This window comes from Bacillus sp. FSL K6-0069, from assembly GCF_038007785.1.
GTDB lineage: Bacteria > Bacillota > Bacilli > Bacillales > Bacillaceae_G > Bacillus_A > Bacillus_A mobilis.
Map to the genome: position 1 here is coordinate 651193 of NZ_JBBOXN010000001.1, position 19107 is coordinate 670299.

General features: G+C 35.5%; 15 protein-coding genes. 8 read left to right on the forward strand and 7 right to left on the reverse strand.

Features of this window, described 5'->3' with window-relative positions; genetic code table 11:
- The first annotated feature begins 42 nt into the window (after positions 1-42).
- The 3 genes from MHB74_RS03270 to MHB74_RS03280 all read left to right on the forward strand — a co-directional run bounded on the left by MHB74_RS03270 (position 43) and on the right by MHB74_RS03280 (position 2071).
- Entirely contained in the window at positions 43-1008 is a 966-nt protein-coding gene (locus MHB74_RS03270) for an L-threonine 3-dehydrogenase (RefSeq protein ID WP_000723117.1), read from the forward strand.
- A 111-nt stretch (positions 1009-1119) separates the two neighbouring features.
- The gene (gene pyrE, locus MHB74_RS03275) at positions 1120-1662 is read left to right on the forward strand and encodes an orotate phosphoribosyltransferase (RefSeq protein ID WP_017560405.1); all 543 of its coding nucleotides are present in this window, start codon (positions 1120-1122) and stop codon (positions 1660-1662) included.
- On the forward strand, positions 1649-2071 hold the full coding sequence (locus MHB74_RS03280) for an NUDIX hydrolase (RefSeq protein WP_061676380.1): 423 nt from the start codon (positions 1649-1651) through the stop codon (positions 2069-2071). Before pyrE ends, MHB74_RS03280 begins: the two co-directional genes overlap by 14 nt.
- 37 nt (positions 2072-2108) lie before the next feature.
- Here the strand turns inward: MHB74_RS03280 and MHB74_RS03285 are convergent, their stop codons facing one another.
- The 3 genes from MHB74_RS03285 to MHB74_RS03295 form a co-directional block, all read right to left on the reverse strand.
- Positions 2109-3992, reverse strand: coding sequence for a vWA domain-containing protein (locus MHB74_RS03285; protein ID WP_061676379.1), 1884 nt, complete (start codon positions 3990-3992; stop codon positions 2109-2111).
- A 3-nt stretch (positions 3993-3995) separates the two neighbouring features.
- Positions 3996-4889 (reverse strand): ATP-binding protein, encoded by an 894-nt coding sequence (locus MHB74_RS03290; protein ID WP_061676378.1) that lies wholly within the window; start codon positions 4887-4889, stop codon positions 3996-3998.
- A gap of 127 nt (positions 4890-5016) precedes the next feature.
- On the reverse strand, positions 5017-6546 hold the full coding sequence (locus MHB74_RS03295; protein ID WP_061676377.1) for a cardiolipin synthase: 1530 nt from the start codon (positions 6544-6546) through the stop codon (positions 5017-5019).
- Positions 6547-6923: 377 nt separating this feature from the next.
- Between MHB74_RS03295 and MHB74_RS03300 the strand changes: the two genes are divergently transcribed.
- Both MHB74_RS03300 and MHB74_RS03305 read left to right on the forward strand, forming a co-directional pair.
- On the forward strand, positions 6924-7256 hold the full coding sequence (locus MHB74_RS03300; protein ID WP_061676376.1) for a hypothetical protein: 333 nt from the start codon (positions 6924-6926) through the stop codon (positions 7254-7256).
- A 496-nt stretch (positions 7257-7752) separates the two neighbouring features.
- Entirely contained in the window at positions 7753-9459 is a 1707-nt protein-coding gene (locus MHB74_RS03305; RefSeq protein WP_061676375.1) for a putative bifunctional diguanylate cyclase/phosphodiesterase, read from the forward strand.
- A gap of 28 nt (positions 9460-9487) precedes the next feature.
- On the opposite strand, the gene MHB74_RS03310 is transcribed toward MHB74_RS03305, so the two are convergent.
- Positions 9488-10885, reverse strand: coding sequence for an amino acid permease (locus MHB74_RS03310; RefSeq protein WP_061676374.1), 1398 nt, complete (start codon positions 10883-10885; stop codon positions 9488-9490).
- A gap of 449 nt (positions 10886-11334) precedes the next feature.
- Here MHB74_RS03310 and treR point away from each other — a divergent pair, with 449 nt between their 5' ends.
- From treR to treC, 3 genes are all read left to right on the forward strand, one after another.
- Entirely contained in the window at positions 11335-12045 is a 711-nt protein-coding gene (gene treR, locus MHB74_RS03315; protein ID WP_061676373.1) for a trehalose operon repressor, read from the forward strand.
- 140 nt (positions 12046-12185) lie between these two features.
- Positions 12186-13613 (forward strand): PTS system trehalose-specific EIIBC component, encoded by a 1428-nt coding sequence (gene treP / locus MHB74_RS03320; RefSeq protein WP_061676372.1) that lies wholly within the window; start codon positions 12186-12188, stop codon positions 13611-13613.
- Between the two features lie 13 nt (positions 13614-13626).
- Positions 13627-15288 (forward strand): alpha,alpha-phosphotrehalase, encoded by a 1662-nt coding sequence (gene treC / locus MHB74_RS03325; RefSeq protein WP_061676371.1) that lies wholly within the window; start codon positions 13627-13629, stop codon positions 15286-15288.
- Between the two features lie 32 nt (positions 15289-15320).
- Here the strand turns inward: treC and gerKC are convergent, their stop codons facing one another.
- Genes gerKC through gerKA form a run of 3 tightly spaced genes read right to left on the reverse strand, consistent with a single transcriptional unit; the run spans position 15321 to position 19024 of the window.
- Positions 15321-16445, reverse strand: a complete 1125-nt coding sequence (gerKC, locus tag MHB74_RS03330; protein ID WP_061676370.1) for a spore germination protein GerKC — start codon at positions 16443-16445, stop codon at positions 15321-15323.
- The gene (locus tag MHB74_RS03335) at positions 16426-17532 is read right to left on the reverse strand and encodes a GerAB/ArcD/ProY family transporter (RefSeq protein ID WP_061676369.1); all 1107 of its coding nucleotides are present in this window, start codon (positions 17530-17532) and stop codon (positions 16426-16428) included. The genes gerKC and MHB74_RS03335 overlap by 20 nt, the downstream gene beginning before the upstream one ends.
- Entirely contained in the window at positions 17513-19024 is a 1512-nt protein-coding gene (gene gerKA / locus MHB74_RS03340; protein ID WP_412783799.1) for a spore germination protein GerKA, read from the reverse strand. The genes MHB74_RS03335 and gerKA overlap by 20 nt, the downstream gene beginning before the upstream one ends.
- Positions 19025-19107 lie beyond the last annotated feature (83 nt).

A 19107-nucleotide genomic window follows, 5' to 3' on the forward strand; every position in this document is an offset into this window, starting at 1 on the left:
AACGACATCTTTTGAATAGCTTGCAAATGAGGAGTGGGGAAAATGAAAAAAATTCTAGTAACCGGTTCTTTAGGGCAAATTGGTTCTGAACTAGTAATGAAACTTCGTGATGTATACGGTGCATCAAATATTATTGCAACAGATATTCGTGAAACAGATAGTGAAGTAGTAACGTCCGGTCCATTTGAAACGTTAGATGTAACAGATGGACAAAAACTACATGATATTGCAAAGCGTAATGAAGTAGATACAATTATTCATTTAGCAGCTTTACTTTCAGCAACAGCAGAAAAAAATCCGTTATTTGCATGGAATTTAAATATGGGTGGACTTGTAAATGCATTAGAAGCAGCTCGTGAATTAAACTGTAAGTTTTTCACGCCAAGTTCTATCGGTGCATTCGGTCCATCAACGCCGAAAGATAATACGCCACAAGATACAATTCAGCGTCCTACTACGATGTATGGGGTAAACAAAGTAGCAGGAGAATTACTATGTGATTATTATCATCAAAAGTTTGGCGTGGATACGCGCGGTGTACGTTTCCCAGGTTTAATTTCTTACGTAGCTCCTCCAGGAGGCGGAACAACTGACTATGCAGTTGAAATTTATTATGAGGCGATTAAAAAAGGCACATACACCTCATACATTGCAGAAGGAACATACATGGATATGATGTATATGCCAGATGCTTTACAAGCGATCATTTCATTAATGGAAGCTGATCCAAGTAAACTTGTGCATAGAAACGCGTTCAATATTACAGCAATGAGCTTTGAGCCAGAGCAAATCGCAGCATCAATTCGTAAACACATCCCGACGTTTACAATGGATTACGCTGTAGATCCTGCTCGTCAAACAATCGCTGATAGCTGGCCAAACTCTATTGATGCAACAGCAGCAATGAACGAGTGGGGCTTTAAAGCAGAATACGATTTAGACAAAATGACAACCGACATGTTGGCTAAGTTAAAAAAAAAGCTCACAGCTGAGTTAGTGATGAATTAATAGTAAGGGTCGATTCTTAGGAGTCGGCCCTTTTATTTGTATTTTAGAAATATACAAATAATTACAAGTGTGATAGAATGAGTTAATTTGTGCATAAAGGGGAGAGATACAATGGAGAAATGGGAGTTAGCAAAGGAAATTTACAATACGTCACGTTTAACGGGAACATTTAAACTTCGATCGGGACAAGTATCAAATCAATACTTTGATAAGTACTTATTTGAATCTAATCCAGTACTGTTACTAGAAATTGCTAAACAATTGAAAGAGCTCATTCCTCCAGAGACAGAAGTACTCGCGGGTTTAGAAATGGGAGGAATTCCAGTGGCAACAGCATTATCTTTACAAACAGGTATACCTGTTGTATTTGTAAGGAAAGAAGCGAAGAAGTACGGTACATGTAAGTTAGCAGAAGGCGTTGATATTACGGGGAAAAATGTTTGTGTTGTTGAAGATGTTATTACGACAGGCGGGCAAATATTATTAAGTACGAAAGATTTAAGGGAACTGGGTGCGAAAGTACACCATGTTCTAGGCGTCATTGAACGAACGAAAGAGGGAAGAGAAAACTTATTAGAAGATGGCTTACAGTTACATTCTTTATTTACAATGGATGAGTTAATTGAAGGAGAAAAGCAACATGCAAAGAGTTGACGTCGTATATGCATTAATACATGATGAAGAAACAGATAAGATATTAATGGTACATAATATAGAACAAAACGGTTGGTCACTGCCGGGTGGGGCTGTTGAAAAAGGTGAAATATTAGAGGAAGCACTAATAAGAGAAGTGAAAGAAGAGACAGGTTTAACAGCCGTGACAGGTGGACTTGTTGCAATCAATGAAAAATTCTTTGAAGCATCAGGGAATCATGCGATACTATTTACATTCCGAGCAAATGTAGTAAACGGTGAACTGATTGCGGAAGATGAAGAAGAAATTTCTGCAATAGAGTGGGTGGATCGAACGATCGCAAATGAACGATTCCCATTCTACGATGGAGGATTCGAGGCATTATTAGAAGTAGCTATTCCATACAAGCTTCAACCAGAAACAAAGTGATTGAATAGAAAAAACAGGAGCGCAAGGCTCCTGTTTTCTATTCAATCGTCTTCAGTAATAACTTTTTCAATAGTGGTTTAATCTTCAGACGTAAATCTTCAGCGTGATTTGCAACTAAGAAGTGATGGTTATAAATGTTCTTCATTAATTGATAAGTTGCTTCTTTTGCTTCGCCTTCTTCGATGAAGATTCCGATTACTTCCATACCACTTTTACGAGCAAGTTTGACAGCTTCATGCGTATCTAAAATACCGTCTTGTTGATAGTCTAGCGCAGAAGGTTCACCGTCTGTAAAGACAAGTAAGAATTTATGCTTTTCTGGTCTTTTCGCAAGTTTTTCAGAAACGATACGAATAATATATCCGTCGCGGTTATCTTCTTCTTCGCGAAGCTGCATAATTTCGGGACCAACGTTTGGTAACGTTGAGTTTTTATACGTTACAACTTCATGGATAACGTTCGGCTTATCTTCAGGTTTAGCACTAGAAGCATCCTCCCAAAATCCGCTAATAGCATGCGGGATTTTTAAAGATTTCAACGCTTCATGGAATAGGACCACACTCTTTTTCGTTTCTTCCATTTTGTTATACATAGAACCAGAGCAGTCCACTAACAATTGGAATGCAACATCGAGTTCTTGTGATTCTTGTCCTTTTTTATAAAACATGCGCGGCTGCTTTTCAGTATAAATACGAAGGAATTTCTTACGAAGTCTTCCGTAGTATTTATCACTATTTGCATTCGTTTTATTTTCAATCGTTTTTTCGATAATTTTCTTTAATTCTTTTACATCTTTATTAACGACTGATTTGATAGCTTGGTAATCTTTTTTCTCATCGGTATTTACCTTGCGAGCTTCTTTAAATGTATGAGAGGCACCAACGTTATACTTACCGTATGCACCTTCGTTTTGGCTAGAAGCGTGTGAAGCTCTTGCTTCTTCTGTATCAGCGCCATCAAAGTTGGATTGTGTACTTTTTTGAGAAGTACCTTGTACAGAGCCAAGTGCTTGGTCGCCATCTTCTGATTCACGAGCAGTATCGCCCATCATATTTGTTTTTGTTCCGCTTTCTAATTCGAAGCGTAAAAAGTTCTCGTTTTCGTTGTTTTTATTTTCACGATGCCATGTCGAGAAACTTTCATCCATTTTGTTTTTGTTTTCATCGTCATCTATGAGCTGCGTATCATCATTTGCTAAATCTTCGACGCGACAGTTCTTTTCATCTGCAATGACAGATAAATAAAGTGGAGCATGTCCGAAATAATTATTAAGCATATCACTTTCAAGAAGCTCCTCTAAGCGATAGCGAATCTTTTCAACGATATACATAATATCTTCCGTATTACGAGCTTGGAATGTTTCATGCAAAATTGCTTCAATTTGCTCGAAATATTCATTATTAAACATTTCATATTTATCGCTCGTTAATGAAAGATAGCAGAGACAAAATAGACGATCACCGTGATAGTTACGAACACGATTGATTTCATTTTGTGAGCCGAAGTAATTGCGATACATTTCTTTTCTTCTTTTAAAAACATGTTTTGTGCCAGGGCGTAAGTTTTTTACGATTTCCTCAACACGTAAATCTTCTAATAGAACAAATAATTGTGTTAAAAACTTTTTTAAAGGTGATTCTTGTAATTCAATCGCATAAGAACGAATTAAAGTCATGTCCGAGTAATGTTTATTACCAAGTGCTTTTAAAAACACTTCGCTTTTTAATCCGATTACTGTATCCTCTTCTTTTCGATCATCCCAAAAGTGACTAATGACAACCTTTTTTTCAATTTCGTCGTAGTATGCTTTATAGCCATACTCAAGGTATGCATCGTCTTCTTTTAGAAGAGCATACATTAAGTTTTCCATTTGTAGAAACAGCGACGCATCAATTTTTTTGTCACTAAAAATTTGTCTCATGAATTATCCCTCAAAGAAATAACTTTCTGCTAATTCACGGACAGTCATTTGTTCTGTTTCATCGTTTAATTTTGCGATAATACTACGTTCGATTGCGCGCATAACAGGAATATATACACCTAAATCACATGCGTCGATAATGCCACGAATACTTGCTGCCTCTTCACTTACACGTCCATCACGAGCTAAAGGCATAAGGTCGCTTGCAAATGCAACGAACTTTTCAATTGTTGCAACATCATTTAATTTTGATTCAGCTAATAATAGTTCTTTTAATGTATCACCTTGAATGTAAGGAACTTCAATAATAACGAAACGGTTTTTTAATGCTTCGTTTAGTTCACTTGTACCAACGTAACCTTCATTAATTGCCGCAATTACACGATACTCGTCATCGCCGTATACAACTTCTTGTGTAAACGGGTTAGTAATCATTTTACGGTAATCTAACGCACCGTGAAGAAGTGGTAACGTTTCAGGTTTTGCCATATTGATTTCATCAATATATAGGAAATGACCGCTCTTCATTGCTTTCATAAGAGGACCGTTAACGAATGCAACTTCAGATGCGCCATCTTTCGTTTGTAGCGTGTTGTATCCTAAAATACCTTCTACATCTAGGTCGACAGAACAGTTAATGCTATGCATTGGTTTTTGGAATAAAGAAGAAAGAGTTTCCGCTAGTACTGTTTTACCACTACCAGTTGGTCCTTTTAATAGAATGTTTTTGCCAAGAAGAAGTGCTGTAATAGCATCTTCAATAATGCTGTTATCAGATGCTTTATATATTTTCTTACCAATTAAATGTGCATTTTCACCAGCTTCTTGCTTATTCTTTTCGTGAATGTTTGAGAGCTGTTGTTTTAAATCAGCATGTATATGAAATTGTTCTAACATGTATTTCCCACCTAACATTATTTTCATAAAGTAATACATCTTATGATAACTTGTTTTAATATGGTATGCAAAGAAAAGGAGAGAGGGGAAATAGAAAAGAAAAAGCAATCAATAGTACATTGATTGCTTACAGTAAAGGAGAAATGAGTCGCATGAAAGACTCTAATATTCGTTTTTTGATACTTCTTTTTTGGAATGCGTTCCATTTAATTTCGGTGGAATGTTTAAAGTCATCTTCAAAATCACGTTTAATATCATGAACGGTTTCTGATTCATAAAGTACGCTAATAAGTTCGTAATTTAATTCAAAGCTACGTACGTCCATATTTGCTGTTCCAATTGTAGCGATTTGATCATCAACGAGTACAATTTTTGCATGCATAAAACCATCTTTATAACTATAAATAGAGGCACCGGCTTTTAAAAGTGGAGTGAAGTAGGACTGAGATGCTTGATCACTAATAATACTATCACTTTTACCTGGATATAAAATACGTACATCTATGCCAGATATTGCGCTTAAGCGTAATAATGTTAAAGTTTCTTGATCTGGAATAAAGTATGGTGTAGCGATCCAAATCGATTTTTTTGCAGACCCCATAACGGCTAATAATGTATTGCGAATGCTTTTATCATCTGAGCTTGGTCCGCTCGCTACAATTTGTACGGCACCTTCTGCACTTGAAATTTCTTTACCTGGGAAGTATTGTCTATTCATAAATTGATCCCAGGAATAAGTATTCAATCCACTAGATGCATAAAGCCAGTCCTCTAGAAAGATTGCTTGTAATTTATATAGCGCTTTTCCTTCTATTTTTAAATGACTATCACGCCAAACAGGAAATTTTTTTGAACGACCAAGATATTCATCACCGACGTTGAGTCCACCAGTAAAACCGATTTCTCCATCTACAATAACGATTTTTCGATGGTTACGATAATTGACAGTTTCAAGTAACCAAGCTGAAAAAATAGGATCAAATTCAACAATTTCAATTCCAGCTTCTTTCATAGGTTGTAAAAATCTTCTTCTTAAAGTATTACTTCCGAGTCCATCATAAAGGAATCGTACAATAACACCATCTTTTGCTTTTTTTATTAAAGCATCTCGAACTTTTGTACCAATCTCATCAGATTTATAAATATAGTATTGAATATGTATGTGATGTTTTGCTTGGTCGATAGCTTGCAAAATTTCTGAAAATGTTTGATCGCCATTTGTTAAAAGTTGTGTAGTTGTTTTATCTGCGGCAGGTCCGCCTCCAAATTTTTGAACGACTTTTGTCAAATGTGTAGAACGTTCATGTAAGGGGACTGTGAGTGATAATTCTACTCGTCTTCCTTCTAATATTTCACGGAATAATTTTCGTTGCTCTTCTGAACGATGTAGATGTTTTTTTCTTCTCCAACGGCTACGCCCGAAAAGCGCATATAAAAGCACACCTACAACAGGGAGAAGTGCTAATACTAAAAACCATGCTAAAGTGCTTTGTGGGGATCTATTTTCAATAAAAATAACGAAAGAAATCCCTATGATTGTAAGAGACCATAATGCACCAACAAAGGTATATAGCGAGAGGATAGACGTATCTAAAAGTAAGAGTACGATAGATATAATTGTAAATACCAATAATAATTGAACGATAGGCTTCTTCATTTCTATAAAATTCCTCTAATCTTTCTTAAATATAGACTTCTAATATAAAAAGGTATAATCCGACATTCTTATTATAAAGTGTTTTGTTTTTTTTACAAAATATAGGCAGTTTCCCCATGCTTTCCGCATTTGTCCTACATACAGTATATTATCCCGCTATTTATTGGTTAATAAATAGTGTAGGAGGGACAAAACCTTTGCCCCTTATATAGGAAAGGGGATAATCATATCATGGATTTGTAGCAGGTGCATGCTGAAATTTAGGATATGGTTATCCATATTATGTGGTTTCTTCTTATTATATAGGTTACTAAAAAGGTCCGTACTATTCGTACAATACCTATTAAGATGAGAAAATGGAAAAGGAGAGGGGAAATATGAATTATATAGAAAATAACGGATTGTATTATCGTCATAATCATGGAGGACACCATCATAATGGCGGGCATCATCACCATGGTGGACACAATCATTATGATCATCATCATCACGGTGGTGGATGGGGCTGGGGCGGCGGCTCATGGGGCGGTGGATTTTTCCCTGGAAGTTTTGCTGGAGGTATGTTAGGTGGACTTACAGCTGGTGCATTAACGGGTGCAGCAGGTGGAGGCTACTATCCAGCACCGTATCCAGTAACTTATCCTGCGCCATACCCAGCACCATATCCAACGCCATATCCGGGGTATCAGCAAATGCCATATCCGTATTAAACGAAAAAAAGAGGCTATCCTCTTTTTTTTCGTTTAATAAAGTATTTATTTATAAAATACTTCCAAAATTAAGGTGAAAATATGTTAATATTTTGTTATTGTAATTCAAAAACATATATACTAATTTTAATTTTTATATTATTATTCGTGAATAGTTGTATAGTGAGCTCAAACGTCTATTTTGCTAGTAAAGTAAAGAGGTTAAATGTGAGCGGGATTAGTAGGAAACAGTGATTGTATGGAGCTAGCTATAAAGGAATGTAAGAGAATGAATAAGGTATAATAAAGTAGGCTAATTATAACGATTAGAAACTACTATTTATAATTGAAACGGTATTATATTGCTTTTTATTACAAATAATATTATGTTATTTTAATCGGCATATTTCAAAACGTGATTTATGTAAAGGACGATTATTAGGAAATGAAATATCTCTATTTCTATGAAAAGAAACAAGTTGTGCTTTAGTCAGATAGGAAGCAAGGAGAGATGCGCATGCTAGAACAAAGAGGTCATGCATTATATGACTCTTCATTGCGAGATTTAAAGTTAGCATTAGATGAGTCTTCAATTGTTGCGATTACAGACCGAAATGGTCGTATTACATATGTAAATGATAAGTTTTGTGAAATCTCCAAATATACACGAGAAGAGTTAATAGGGAAAGATCATCGTATTTTAAATTCAGAATATCACCCGAAAACATTTTTTCGAATTTTATGGAAGCGCATTTTGAGCGGAAAAGTATGGAGAGGTGAGATTCGAAATCAAGCAAAAGATGGGACATATTATTGGGTTAAAACAACAATTGTTCCATTTTTAAATGAAAAAGGAGAGCCATACCAATTTATTGCGATCCGAAATGATATTAGTAGTAGGAAAGAAGCAGAACAGAGGTTGCGGTTAAGCGAAAGTCGTTATAGGGAGCTTGCGTATCATGATGCTTTAACGAGTTTACCGAACCGATTACAGTTAATAACGACTGTAAATGAGATGATTGCAGGCAAAAAAGAATTTGGTATGATTTACTTTGATTTAGATCGTTTTAAATTAGTAAACGATACGCTAGGTCATATGATAGGGGATTTACTTTTGAGCGAAGTTGCTTCACGGTTGCATTATGTGCTAGGAGAGAAAGATGTTCTGGCTAGGCTGGGTGGCGACGAATTTGTGCTGTTAACAAAAAAACATACACAAGATGAAATGAGGCAGTTAGCGACATCTGTGTTGTCGTGTTTTCAGGCACCATTTATGCTTGAAGGTCATGAAGTATACATTTCAGCTAGTCTAGGGCTGTGCTCATATCCGCAAGACGGACAAGATGTAGAAACTCTATTGAAAAATTCGGATTTAGCCATGTATAGCGCGAAAGAGCAAGGCAGAAATGCCGCGTGTTTCTTTACAGATGAATTACGTGCGAAAATAAATCGTAGAATGAAAATTGAATTTGCTTTGCAAAAGGCAATTCGTGATGAAGAGTTAGACGTGGCACTGCAGCCTATTATTGATTTGAAAACGAAGAAATATACTGGTATTGAGGCTTTAGCACGTTGTTCGACAGAAGAAGGACCTATTTCGCCAGGCGAATTTATTCCAGTAGCTGAAGAATCTGGACTTATTATAAAATTAGGAGACTGGGTATTAGAAAAGTCATGTCGCTTGTTTAAAACATTGCCAGATTACGAAGAAGGACTAAAGTTATCGGTGAATTTATCTATACAACAATTAATGCAAAAGCGTTTTATTTTATCTGTACGTAGTATTTTAAGGAGAACGGGATTTCCACCGAATCGTTTAATTTTAGAAATAACGGAAAGCATTGCTGTTCGTCATTTTGATTATATTATTGCTACATTACAAGAATTAAGAAATATGGGTATTTTAATTGCGTTAGATGACTTCGGAACGGGCTATTCTTCCTTATATTATTTAAAACAACTACCATTGGATATAGTGAAAATTGATCGTAACTTTATTCGTGAATTCCATTATGATCATGCACAGCCAGAGCGAACGATTGTAAAATCTGTTATTGAAATTGCCCATAGTTTAAATTTAGCAGTAGTTGCTGAAGGGGTAGAAACAGTAGAGCAAGAAAGTTTACTACAATCTATGGGTTGTGATTATGTACAAGGATTTTATTATGCGAAACCTTTATCTGTAGGAGAGTTAAAAGAAAAGTTAATTACAGATTTTGAATAAAAAAGAGAAGCCGGTAGCTTCTCTTTTTTTAATTCATTTTTTGTGAGTTTTTCATTAGTACTGGATAAAGAATAAGACCTAGTACGAACAATCCGATTCCTAAGAAGAACGTTTTTAAATCAGCCGTTCCGGTTTTGATAACCCAAATAGAGTATACAAATGCTAATGTAGTAATGACCCCATCCTTTATTCGAGAGCCAGGCATTATATCATACGTTTCTCCTGTAATAACTAATTTGAATTGGTACAGCGTAGAAACAAGGTATGGAATTAAATAAGCTAATGTTGCTACAACGATAGCGAAATTATAAGCTTCTGACACAGTACCAGAAATCGTTGAGAATAAGAAAATTTGCGTCATCACATTTGTAATAAATAATGATTTTGAAGGACTACCTTTTTTATTTGTTTTCGCGAAAAACTTAGGGAAAAGTCCATTCTTTGCTGCCTGGTAAGGTACCTCTGAACTAACAACGATCCAGCCAACTGTAGATCCAAATAAAGATACAAGTGCAAGTAAAGCCATGACATATGCGCCTTTAGTACCAATTGCTAAATTTAACGCGTCTACTAATGGCTTTTGCGATTCTTTTAAAGCATCTTGCGAGAGTGCTCCCATTGTAAGTAGAGTAATTGACATGTAAATAAGAAGAGCGATAATTAATCCGAAAATGGTAGCCTTTTTTACATCGCGCTGAGATTTTGCACGGTTAGAAAGCATAACTGCTGATTCAATACCGATAAACGCCCAAAGTGTTGCGATAGCAGCTGAATTGATTTGTCCACCTAACGAAATGGATTGTCCCGCTTCATTCATAAATGTTTGACCGTCTCCGAAATTAGAGGCATTGAAAATGAATAATGTAATTACAATAAACATTGTAAATCCGATAATCTTTGCAATGGTAGCAAGAAGATTCATATTCCCAGCTCGGTCAATATTTTGAGAAAGAATATATTGAATTCCCCATAACATAAGGCTACATACGAGGAAAGTTAATCCTTTTCCGAGTTCTAGTGAAAATCCGTTCATTGAAAAGAGAATTTGCTTACTTTGTAAAACTGGAAAGAATGTTGATAAATATCCAGCAAAGGAAATAATAACAGATGCGGTTGCAGCCCAGTTCGCAGCCCAATATCCCCATGCCATACTATATCCTGCAACTTTACCCGCTTTTTTTGAAGGGAACATTGCTTGAGCGTAACTTTGTGGTCCTGCCTTTAATTCTGGCTTGCGAATTGCTAAATTTCCAAATACGAGTGCGATCATAAATACGCCAAGGCCTGTAATACTCCATGCAAGTGTAGAACCCATTGGACCTGATACTTGTGCTAAATTCGCTGGGAGCATAAATACGCCACCGCCAACCATATTTCCAATCACAAAAGCTGTTAAAATCCATAATCCCCATTTTTTCGTTTCCATTTTTGTTAACTCCTTTGTAGTAAGTTTTGCGTAAACATCATTTTTTACTAGCTTTTTGACAATAAAAAAAGAGCCATGTAGATAAAAAATACCTACATGGCTCTTCGCCTAACGTAGGTACAACGGGAATAACCCTTGTACCTACGCGTAATTTTTCCGCTAGGTTTCAAGGGTTACGTATGATGATGATGTTTTTGTGCAAATGTAACTACAATTGTTGTATAAGTAAGCATAGTTCTTTGCTCCCTTTCTCCTCTGATTTTGAAGTTAGTATACTACATGTTTTTTTGAATGAAAAGAAAAATATAAAAATTTTTATAAAAATACGTTTTAGAGATTAAATATTTACCTGTATTTTTCCTATACTGGAAAATAAGTGAGAGATTGGCAGAAGAGTGTAGCATGGTATAATACATATAGAATTAGAAGGTGACAAGGGGCTATTGTAGATGATGAGTAAGTATGAACAAATTTATACAGCAATCAGCAAGTCTATTGATAATAAACAATTAAAAGAGGGATGCAAAATCCCATCAGAAACTGAATTAATGAAGCAGTATGAAGCAAGCCGGGGTACGGTAAGAAAAGCTGTAGATTTATTACAAGAGCGTGGATATGTTCAAAAAATACATGGAAAAGGTGTTTTTGTTTTAAAGCGAAAAAACATTGAATTCAACTTTGGTGGTATTGTAAGTTTCCAAGAAGAAAATGAACGTTTAGGACGTCATTGTATTACAGAAGTCGTGGAAATGGAGAAAGTAAAAGCGACAAAAGAGGTTGCAAAGCTATTAAATGTGAAAGAGAAAACAGAAATAGATCACATTAAACGCGTACGAAATATTGATGGAGAAAAAGTAATTTTGGATATCAATCATTTTGTATCGGAATATATTCCTGGATTAACGAGTGAAATTGCAGCGAAGTCTATTTATAAATACATTGAGAAAGAACTAGATCTTCATATTAGTTACTCACAGAGGGTAATTGAAGTGCAGCCATGTACAGAGGACGATAGAAAGTATTTAGATTTAAATGGAACAGACTATGTTGTCGTTGTGAAAAACTTTACGCATTTTTATGATGGAAGTCAGTTCGAATATACAGAATCACGCCATCGTTTAGATATTTTTCATTTTTCGGATGTGGCGCGGAGGAAGTAAAGAGGTGGAACAAACTATTGTTTCATCTCTTTTTTTATAAAAAAATAACAAACTCGTATATACGAGTGTTGACTAACTTATATATACGAGTTAATATGTAATTGTAAACGGTATCAAAAAAAGAAAAGAGGGACGGGAATATGGGGAAAGACTATCGTCAAACAGCAGAGGAAGTGTTGCAGTATATTGGTGGGAAAGACAATATTGAACAAGCTGCACACTGTGTAACGAGGCTCCGTATCGCTTTAAAAGATGAAAGTAAAATAGATAATGATAAATTGCAGTCTATTTCATTAGTGAAGGGAGCGTTTCATAACGCTGGGGTATTTCAAATTGTAATTGGTCCAGGAGATGTGGATCGAGTATATGCGGAATTGATAACGCTTGCAGGTATGAAGGAAGCGACAGTAGCTGACGTGAAAGACTCTGGAAACCAAAAGTTAAATCCAGCTCAAAAGTTTGTAAAAGTATTTTCAGATGTATTTATGCCGATATTACCAGCAATCGTAACAGCTGGTTTACTAATGGGAATTAACAATCTATTAGGGGCGAAGGACTTATTTTTTGAAGGTAAAAATTTATTAGATGTGTATCCAAACTTAAGTGGGCTTTGGGATTTAATTAATATGATGGCGAATACAGCATTCGTATTCTTACCAGCACTTGTCGGTTGGTCAGCAACGAAGCGTTTTGGTGGTAGTCCGATATTAGGGATTGTTATGGGATTAATGCTTGTGCACCCAGCCTTACTAAACGCGTGGGATTATGGAAAAGCAGCGACTGGTTTAGATGGACAAAAGATTGAGTACTTCGATATTTTAGGATTATTTCAAATTGAAAAAGTAGGGTATCAAGGTCAAATTTTACCGGTTTTAGTAGCGGCATTCGTATTAAGTAAAGTGGAAATCTTCTTAAAGAAACATGTACCGAATGCAATTCAATTATTAGTTGTACCCATTACGACGATTGTCGTAACTGGTGTGTTAGCATTAGGAATTATTGGTCCAGTTACACGTCATATTGGAGATTTATTAACAGCTGGATTAGTAGGTGTATATGAAACAGTACCAGTAGTTGGAGCAGTATTGTTTGGAGCATTATATGCACCGCTAGTAATTACAGGCATGCATCATATGTTTATTGCTATCGATTTACAATTAATTGCACAGCACGGTGGTACATTCATTTGGCCAATGATTGCTCTTTCTAACATTGCGCAAGGTAGTGCGGCACTTGCGATGTTCTGGATTTCTAAAAATCAAAATGATAAAAGTATGGCATCTACATCAGCAATCTCAGCATATTTCGGTATTACCGAGCCAGCTATGTTCGGTGTAAACTTACGAAATAAATTCCCGTTCTATGCAGCGATTATAGGATCAGCTACTGCAGCTATATTTATTACGCTAAATGGTGTATTAGCACCTGCTATCGGAATTGGTGGATTACCAGCATTTATTTCTATCATTCCGAAATCGATTCCAATATTTATTGTTGGAATGATTATCGCGGTTGTCATCCCATTTACGTTAACGTGGTTATTTGCAAAACGAGCAAAACAGAAGTAGGAGGAAGTTAAATATGAAGGATTGGCATAAAAGTGTAGTTTATCAAATTTATCCGAAGAGCTTTAATAGCTATTACAATAAAGAAACCGGTGATATAAAAGGGGTTACAGAGAAACTAGATTATTTAAAAGAACTCGGAGTAGATTATATTTGGTTAACACCGATATACCAATCACCACAAAATGATAATGGATACGATGTAAGTGATTACTACAGCATTGACCCATCTTACGGAACGATGGAAGAGTTTGAAGAGCTTTTAGAAGAAGCAAAGGCACGTAACATTGAAATTATGCTTGATATCGTTGTAAATCATAGTTCGACGGAGCATAAGTGGTTTAAAGAAGCGAAGGAAGATAAAAATAGTCCATATCGTAATTACTATATTTGGCGCGATGAAAAAAATAATTGGCAATCTAAGTTTGGCGGATCTGCTTGGAAATATGATGAGAAGACAGAGCAATATTTTTTACATCTATTTGATGAGACGCAAGCTGATTTAAATTGGGAAAATGAAAAACTTCGTGAAGAAGTATATGATATGATGCGTTTTTGGCTTGATAAAGGGGTAACTGGATTTCGATTAGATGTTATTAATTTAATTTCAAAAGATCAACAGTTCTTAAATGATGATGGAAGTACGGCGACAAGCGATGGCCGTAAATATTATACAGATGGCCCGCGTGTTCATGAATATTTACAAGAGATGAACCGAAGTGTTTTTGAAGGGAAAGATGTGATTACAGTTGGAGAAATGTCATCTACGACAATTGATAATTGTATTAAATATTCAAACCCTGAGCGCAATGAATTAAGTATGACGTTTAGTTTTCATCATTTAAAAGTAGATTATCCGAATGGAGACAAGTGGACACAAGCAGATTTTGATTTTATTAAATTAAAAGAGATTATGTCTAATTGGCAAATTGAAATGCAAAAGGGCGGAGGATGGAATGCATTATTCTGGTGTAATCATGACCAGCCTCGTATTGTGTCACGCTTCGGTGATGATAGAAAGTACCGAAATGAATCTGCAAAAATGTTAGCGACAGCTATGCATATGTTGCAAGGCACCCCTTACATTTATCAAGGCGAAGAAATCGGTATGACGAATCCTAAATTCGAGTCCATTGAGCAATATCGTGATGTAGAATCGTTAAATATATACGATATAAAGCGAGAAGAAGGATTATCAAAAGAAGAAATTATCGGGATTTTAAAACAAAAATCTCGTGATAACTCCCGTACTCCGATGCAGTGGAATGAAAAGATGAACAGTGGTTTTACAACAAGTACCCCTTGGATTTCAGTGGCTGAAAACTTTACAGAAATAAACGTAGAGAAGGCATTAGAAGATAAGGAATCTGTATTTTATCATTATAAAAAACTAATTGAACTAAGAAAAACATACGATGTTATTACAGAAGGAGAATATGCTATTTTAGATGGAAATCATCCTAAGATTTGGGCATACACACGTACTGTAAATGATGAAATATTACTTGTTATCAATAACTTCTATGGAGAAGAAATAACGTATGCTGTACCAGCACATGTTCAATTAGATGGAATGAAACAAGAAATACTACTGTCGAATTATAAAGATTCCAGCAAGGATATTACAAACCTTAACTTAAGACCATATGAATCCATTGTATATCGTTATACGAAATAGAAAGGTTGTATGCCCGCGTGGCATACAACCTTTTATTTTAAGACCCCGCTATACAAAATGTTGACCTCGACCTCAGGTTTGAATTTTACTTTTGCATAATCTTTATTCCAATTTTTTTTCTTCCATAAGTCAGGATGATAAGCAATGAGATGTCTACCAATTCCGAAAGCATCACAATTTGCTTTTTGTAGTTTGTTTGTTATTTTTTTCGCTTCTTTCGTAAGTTGTTTTGATAGTTCCTTATCCAGTTTTTTTCTGGCTTCCATTTTATAAATATTATCTCTGGGGGCTTCAAGTGCTATTACTTTTAGTTGGAGCTTAATGTGAGCATAAACATTTCCTTTTTTATCTGTTGTTATTTTTAAGTCTCGTTTTAACTTTCGATTGCTAATTTCCATTGTTAAATAATCAGATGTCTTCTCAGATTCATCATTAGTAAGTTTTTGGGTTATACGGGCACTTGTTCCCATTTTTCCGGTTAATAATACGAATAAAACAGATTGTTTTAAAGGTAAATGCCCAGTTAATTTATCTTTGTTAAATAAAACCAATCCGTTTGTAACTACTTCTTTTCCTTTTATTTTTATAGAAGGGAGGGTAAAGTCTTTACCGGGATCTAACATTTTTGTAGCAGCTGTTTCTAAAGTTTCTTTTGGAAATACACTCATATCTTCTAAGCTTTTCACTTTTTTCTTTAGAAAATCTCCAATTAGTAAATTTCCTACTTTCTTTTTTTCTAGTATCTCGGACGTTTCACCATCTACTGCAATAAGTTTTACTAAAGCAGTTGGGTTTGTTGGGTCCCGAAAGCTGACATCTAAATAGGGTAGTATACCTTTTTTTAGAATTTTGGTTCCTAGTAATTGAACACCATATTTAAAATAGCGAATGTTCCCGGTCACATTTTTTTTTAGGGCATCGCTTGTATCCCTTATGTTATGCCCGGTTGCTGAATGTATTTCATTCTCGAACGAAGATTGCTCTCCGCTTGAACTTTTTACGAGTTCAAGCGTTTGCTGAAGCTTATTCTCTTCCGTAACATCATATCCAATGCTATAAGCTAATCTCGCTTCTCTTAATGGTTCTTGATCCCAACAGCCAGAAAGGAGGGAACTAGTACATAATATAAAAAGTAATTTAACTCTTTTTTTGAACATACTGTTCTCCTTTCTTCTTTCTTATTACTGAATAAAGTAGAAATAAAAGAGGGAGAACAACGATGAAAATATAGGTGAACTTATCAGTGAAAGTTGAAATTACTTTTAATTCTTCAGGTGTATCTATAAATAAAGCTACACTAAAGGCAATAATACCAACGATTGGAACAGCCTTTTTATGATTAGCAAGGTTGAATATATGTCCAATTCCTATAGAAGCGGCACAGTAATAACTAGCAATAGAAGCTACAACAGTTATCATCCAAATTGGTATGAATAATAAATCAGTTCGGTCTATAATCCCGATATGTAAGGAGCGTAATAAGTAAGCAACTGGTTCTGGAATAAGCTCAACTTGTTTTGGACTAAATACGATAAAACAAATCCAAACAGTAAAAGTATAAAAAAGTGTTACAAATCCATTAGCGATAGAAATGGCCTTCAGTTTTGCGACAGAACTCCCGTTTACTTTTGGAAAGGCAATAAGAATAATTTCAAAACCATACATAGCTGTAATTGTTTCTTTCGATGCTTGAATAATATTCCACCATCCAGCCTCTGTAATGGGAAAAATATAAGAAAAATCAGCCCGGGAAAGCCCTAGGGCAATTAAAAGTGCCATAGGTAAAATGAGAATAGAGGCCATGACATAAAATCGTACGATGACTTTAAACGTATTATAAGCTACATAACAACAAGCTATTGTAAATAGGATGAGAATGGCAGACCAAGGAGTTGCCTGTAATATCCAAACTTTAATGACATTACAAGCGCTTAACATAACTGTCATACCGATAAGAGTAAAATAAAAAACATAAGCAAAACCTAATAGTTTGCCAAATTTATTACCAAATAGCATACAAACACTTTCATACATATCTGCATCAGGAAATCGTTTTAAGAAAAGCCACATAAGTAAAATAATAAGCTGAATTGCAAGTCCAGCGATGAGCGCAGAAATCCATCCACCACCTTTTGCTATTGGGTGAAGGCGGTTTGGGAGAGAAAGTATACCCACTCCGATTTGGCATTGAATAACGAAAAAGGTAAATTGAACTAGCGAAATTTTACTTTGCGTGTTTGTCACCGTCCTCATCCTCTCTCGTTACATGTTGGCGCTGCATTTTTTTCGGTTTTGGATCATGAGGTCTTTCCCAAAATGACCAAATTGGTAGTCTTACGAAAGAATCTTTCATATCTTTAATCCGCATCGGGGCAACAGGAGAAAGATATGGTGTATGAAAAGAATGAAGCTGACATAAGTGAACGAAAGTTATAATTAGACCGAATGATATCCCTACATATCCGAATATGGCAGCAAGAATCATTAATGGAAAACGAAGAATTCGAACTGCTGAACTCATATCGTTTGATGGGACTAGAAAAGATGAGATTGCAGTTAAAGCTACAACGATAATCATTGTGTAAGAAACGAGTCCAGCTTTTACAATCGCATCCCCAATTACTAAACCACCTACAATACCGATCGTTTGTCCAACACGGCTAGGCAGACGAATACCAGCTTCCCGTAATAACTCGAAAATTAACTCCATTAAGAGCGCTTCAAAAATAGGAGGAAGCGGTACTTTCTCTAATGAAGCTTTAATTGTATACACAAGTTCGAGCGGCAACACATCAGGATGAAAAGCGACAGTTGCAATATATAAAGCTGGTAAGAGAAAGGCAATTAAAAAACTTACTAAGCGAATCATTCGGACGAAAGAACCGACAATCCAGCGGTTATTATAGTCATCTGGTGATTGATAGAAAGCGAATAATGTAACAGGTACGATGAGTGCTGTTGGATCTCCGTCAGATAAAATAGCAACTCGTCCTTCCATTAAATTTGCTGCGACTCTATCTGGACGCTCTGTATTTAATTGCTGCGGGAAGGGTGAGAAAGACGTATCCTCTATAAATTCTTGTATGTATCCTGGAGGCATAAGTGCGTCCGTTTTAATCGTTTCTAACCTTCTTTTTACTTCTGTAACGAGATCTTCATTCGCTATATTTTGCATATAAGCAATTGCCACTTTCGTGTGCATTTCTTCACCAAGTGTGAAATATTTAACGACGACATTTGGACTTTTTATGAGTTTACGAATAGAAGCTAAATTGGTTGCTAAATCTTCTACAAAACCAGTATGCGCTCCACGTACAATACCTTCATTATCAGGTTCTGTTATATCTCTCTTTAAAGATAAAGCCGTTTCGAAAATACAAAAACTGTCGACATGTTCATGAAAATATAAGGATTTTCCTTGTAATAAAAGCTGTATCCCATAATTCAAATTCGTTTCTTTTTTCATATTTAACGTGGAAAAAGCTTTCTCTAAAGATAAATCAGACCGCGTTAATAATGGCTCAAGAGCTAATTGATGAATTAAATTTGGATCTGATAAAGATTCGATATATAAGATCGTTCCTTTTCCGTTTTGAAAAGGGAGATCTAATTTTTTTATATCATCAGAATGGAAAAGTTTATTTTCAATGTAATTAATGTTCTCCGGAAGTGATGGAAACATATGCTTTTTGTTATTATCTTGTTGTGGATTCGCCTGTTCATCCATATCTTCCATCTCCTTTACATTGGAATTACATCTGTTAATTTTTGTTTTTTGTGAGAAAATTATGCTTGGATTTTTTTGAAAAAGTAGCTTGA

Coding starts and splice junctions, on each gene's coding strand:
- MHB74_RS03270 (WP_000723117.1), top strand. CDS start 43: ATGAAAAAAATTCTAGTAACCGGTTCTTTAGGGCAAATTGGTTCTGAA.
- pyrE (WP_017560405.1), top strand. CDS start 1,120: ATGGAGAAATGGGAGTTAGCAAAGGAAATTTACAATACGTCACGTTTA.
- MHB74_RS03280 (WP_061676380.1), top strand. CDS start 1,649: ATGCAAAGAGTTGACGTCGTATATGCATTAATACATGATGAAGAAACA.
- MHB74_RS03285 (WP_061676379.1), bottom strand. CDS start 3,992: ATGAGACAAATTTTTAGTGACAAAAAAATTGATGCGTCGCTGTTTCTA.
- MHB74_RS03290 (WP_061676378.1), bottom strand. CDS start 4,889: ATGTTAGAACAATTTCATATACATGCTGATTTAAAACAACAGCTCTCA.
- MHB74_RS03295 (WP_061676377.1), bottom strand. CDS start 6,546: ATGAAGAAGCCTATCGTTCAATTATTATTGGTATTTACAATTATATCT.
- MHB74_RS03300 (WP_061676376.1), top strand. CDS start 6,924: ATGAATTATATAGAAAATAACGGATTGTATTATCGTCATAATCATGGA.
- MHB74_RS03305 (WP_061676375.1), top strand. CDS start 7,753: ATGCTAGAACAAAGAGGTCATGCATTATATGACTCTTCATTGCGAGAT.
- MHB74_RS03310 (WP_061676374.1), bottom strand. CDS start 10,885: ATGGAAACGAAAAAATGGGGATTATGGATTTTAACAGCTTTTGTGATT.
- treR (WP_061676373.1), top strand. CDS start 11,335: ATGATGAGTAAGTATGAACAAATTTATACAGCAATCAGCAAGTCTATT.
- treP (WP_061676372.1), top strand. CDS start 12,186: ATGGGGAAAGACTATCGTCAAACAGCAGAGGAAGTGTTGCAGTATATT.
- treC (WP_061676371.1), top strand. CDS start 13,627: ATGAAGGATTGGCATAAAAGTGTAGTTTATCAAATTTATCCGAAGAGC.
- gerKC (WP_061676370.1), bottom strand. CDS start 16,445: ATGTTCAAAAAAAGAGTTAAATTACTTTTTATATTATGTACTAGTTCC.
- gerKA (WP_412783799.1), bottom strand. CDS start 19,024: ATGGAAGATATGGATGAACAGGCGAATCCACAACAAGATAATAACAAA.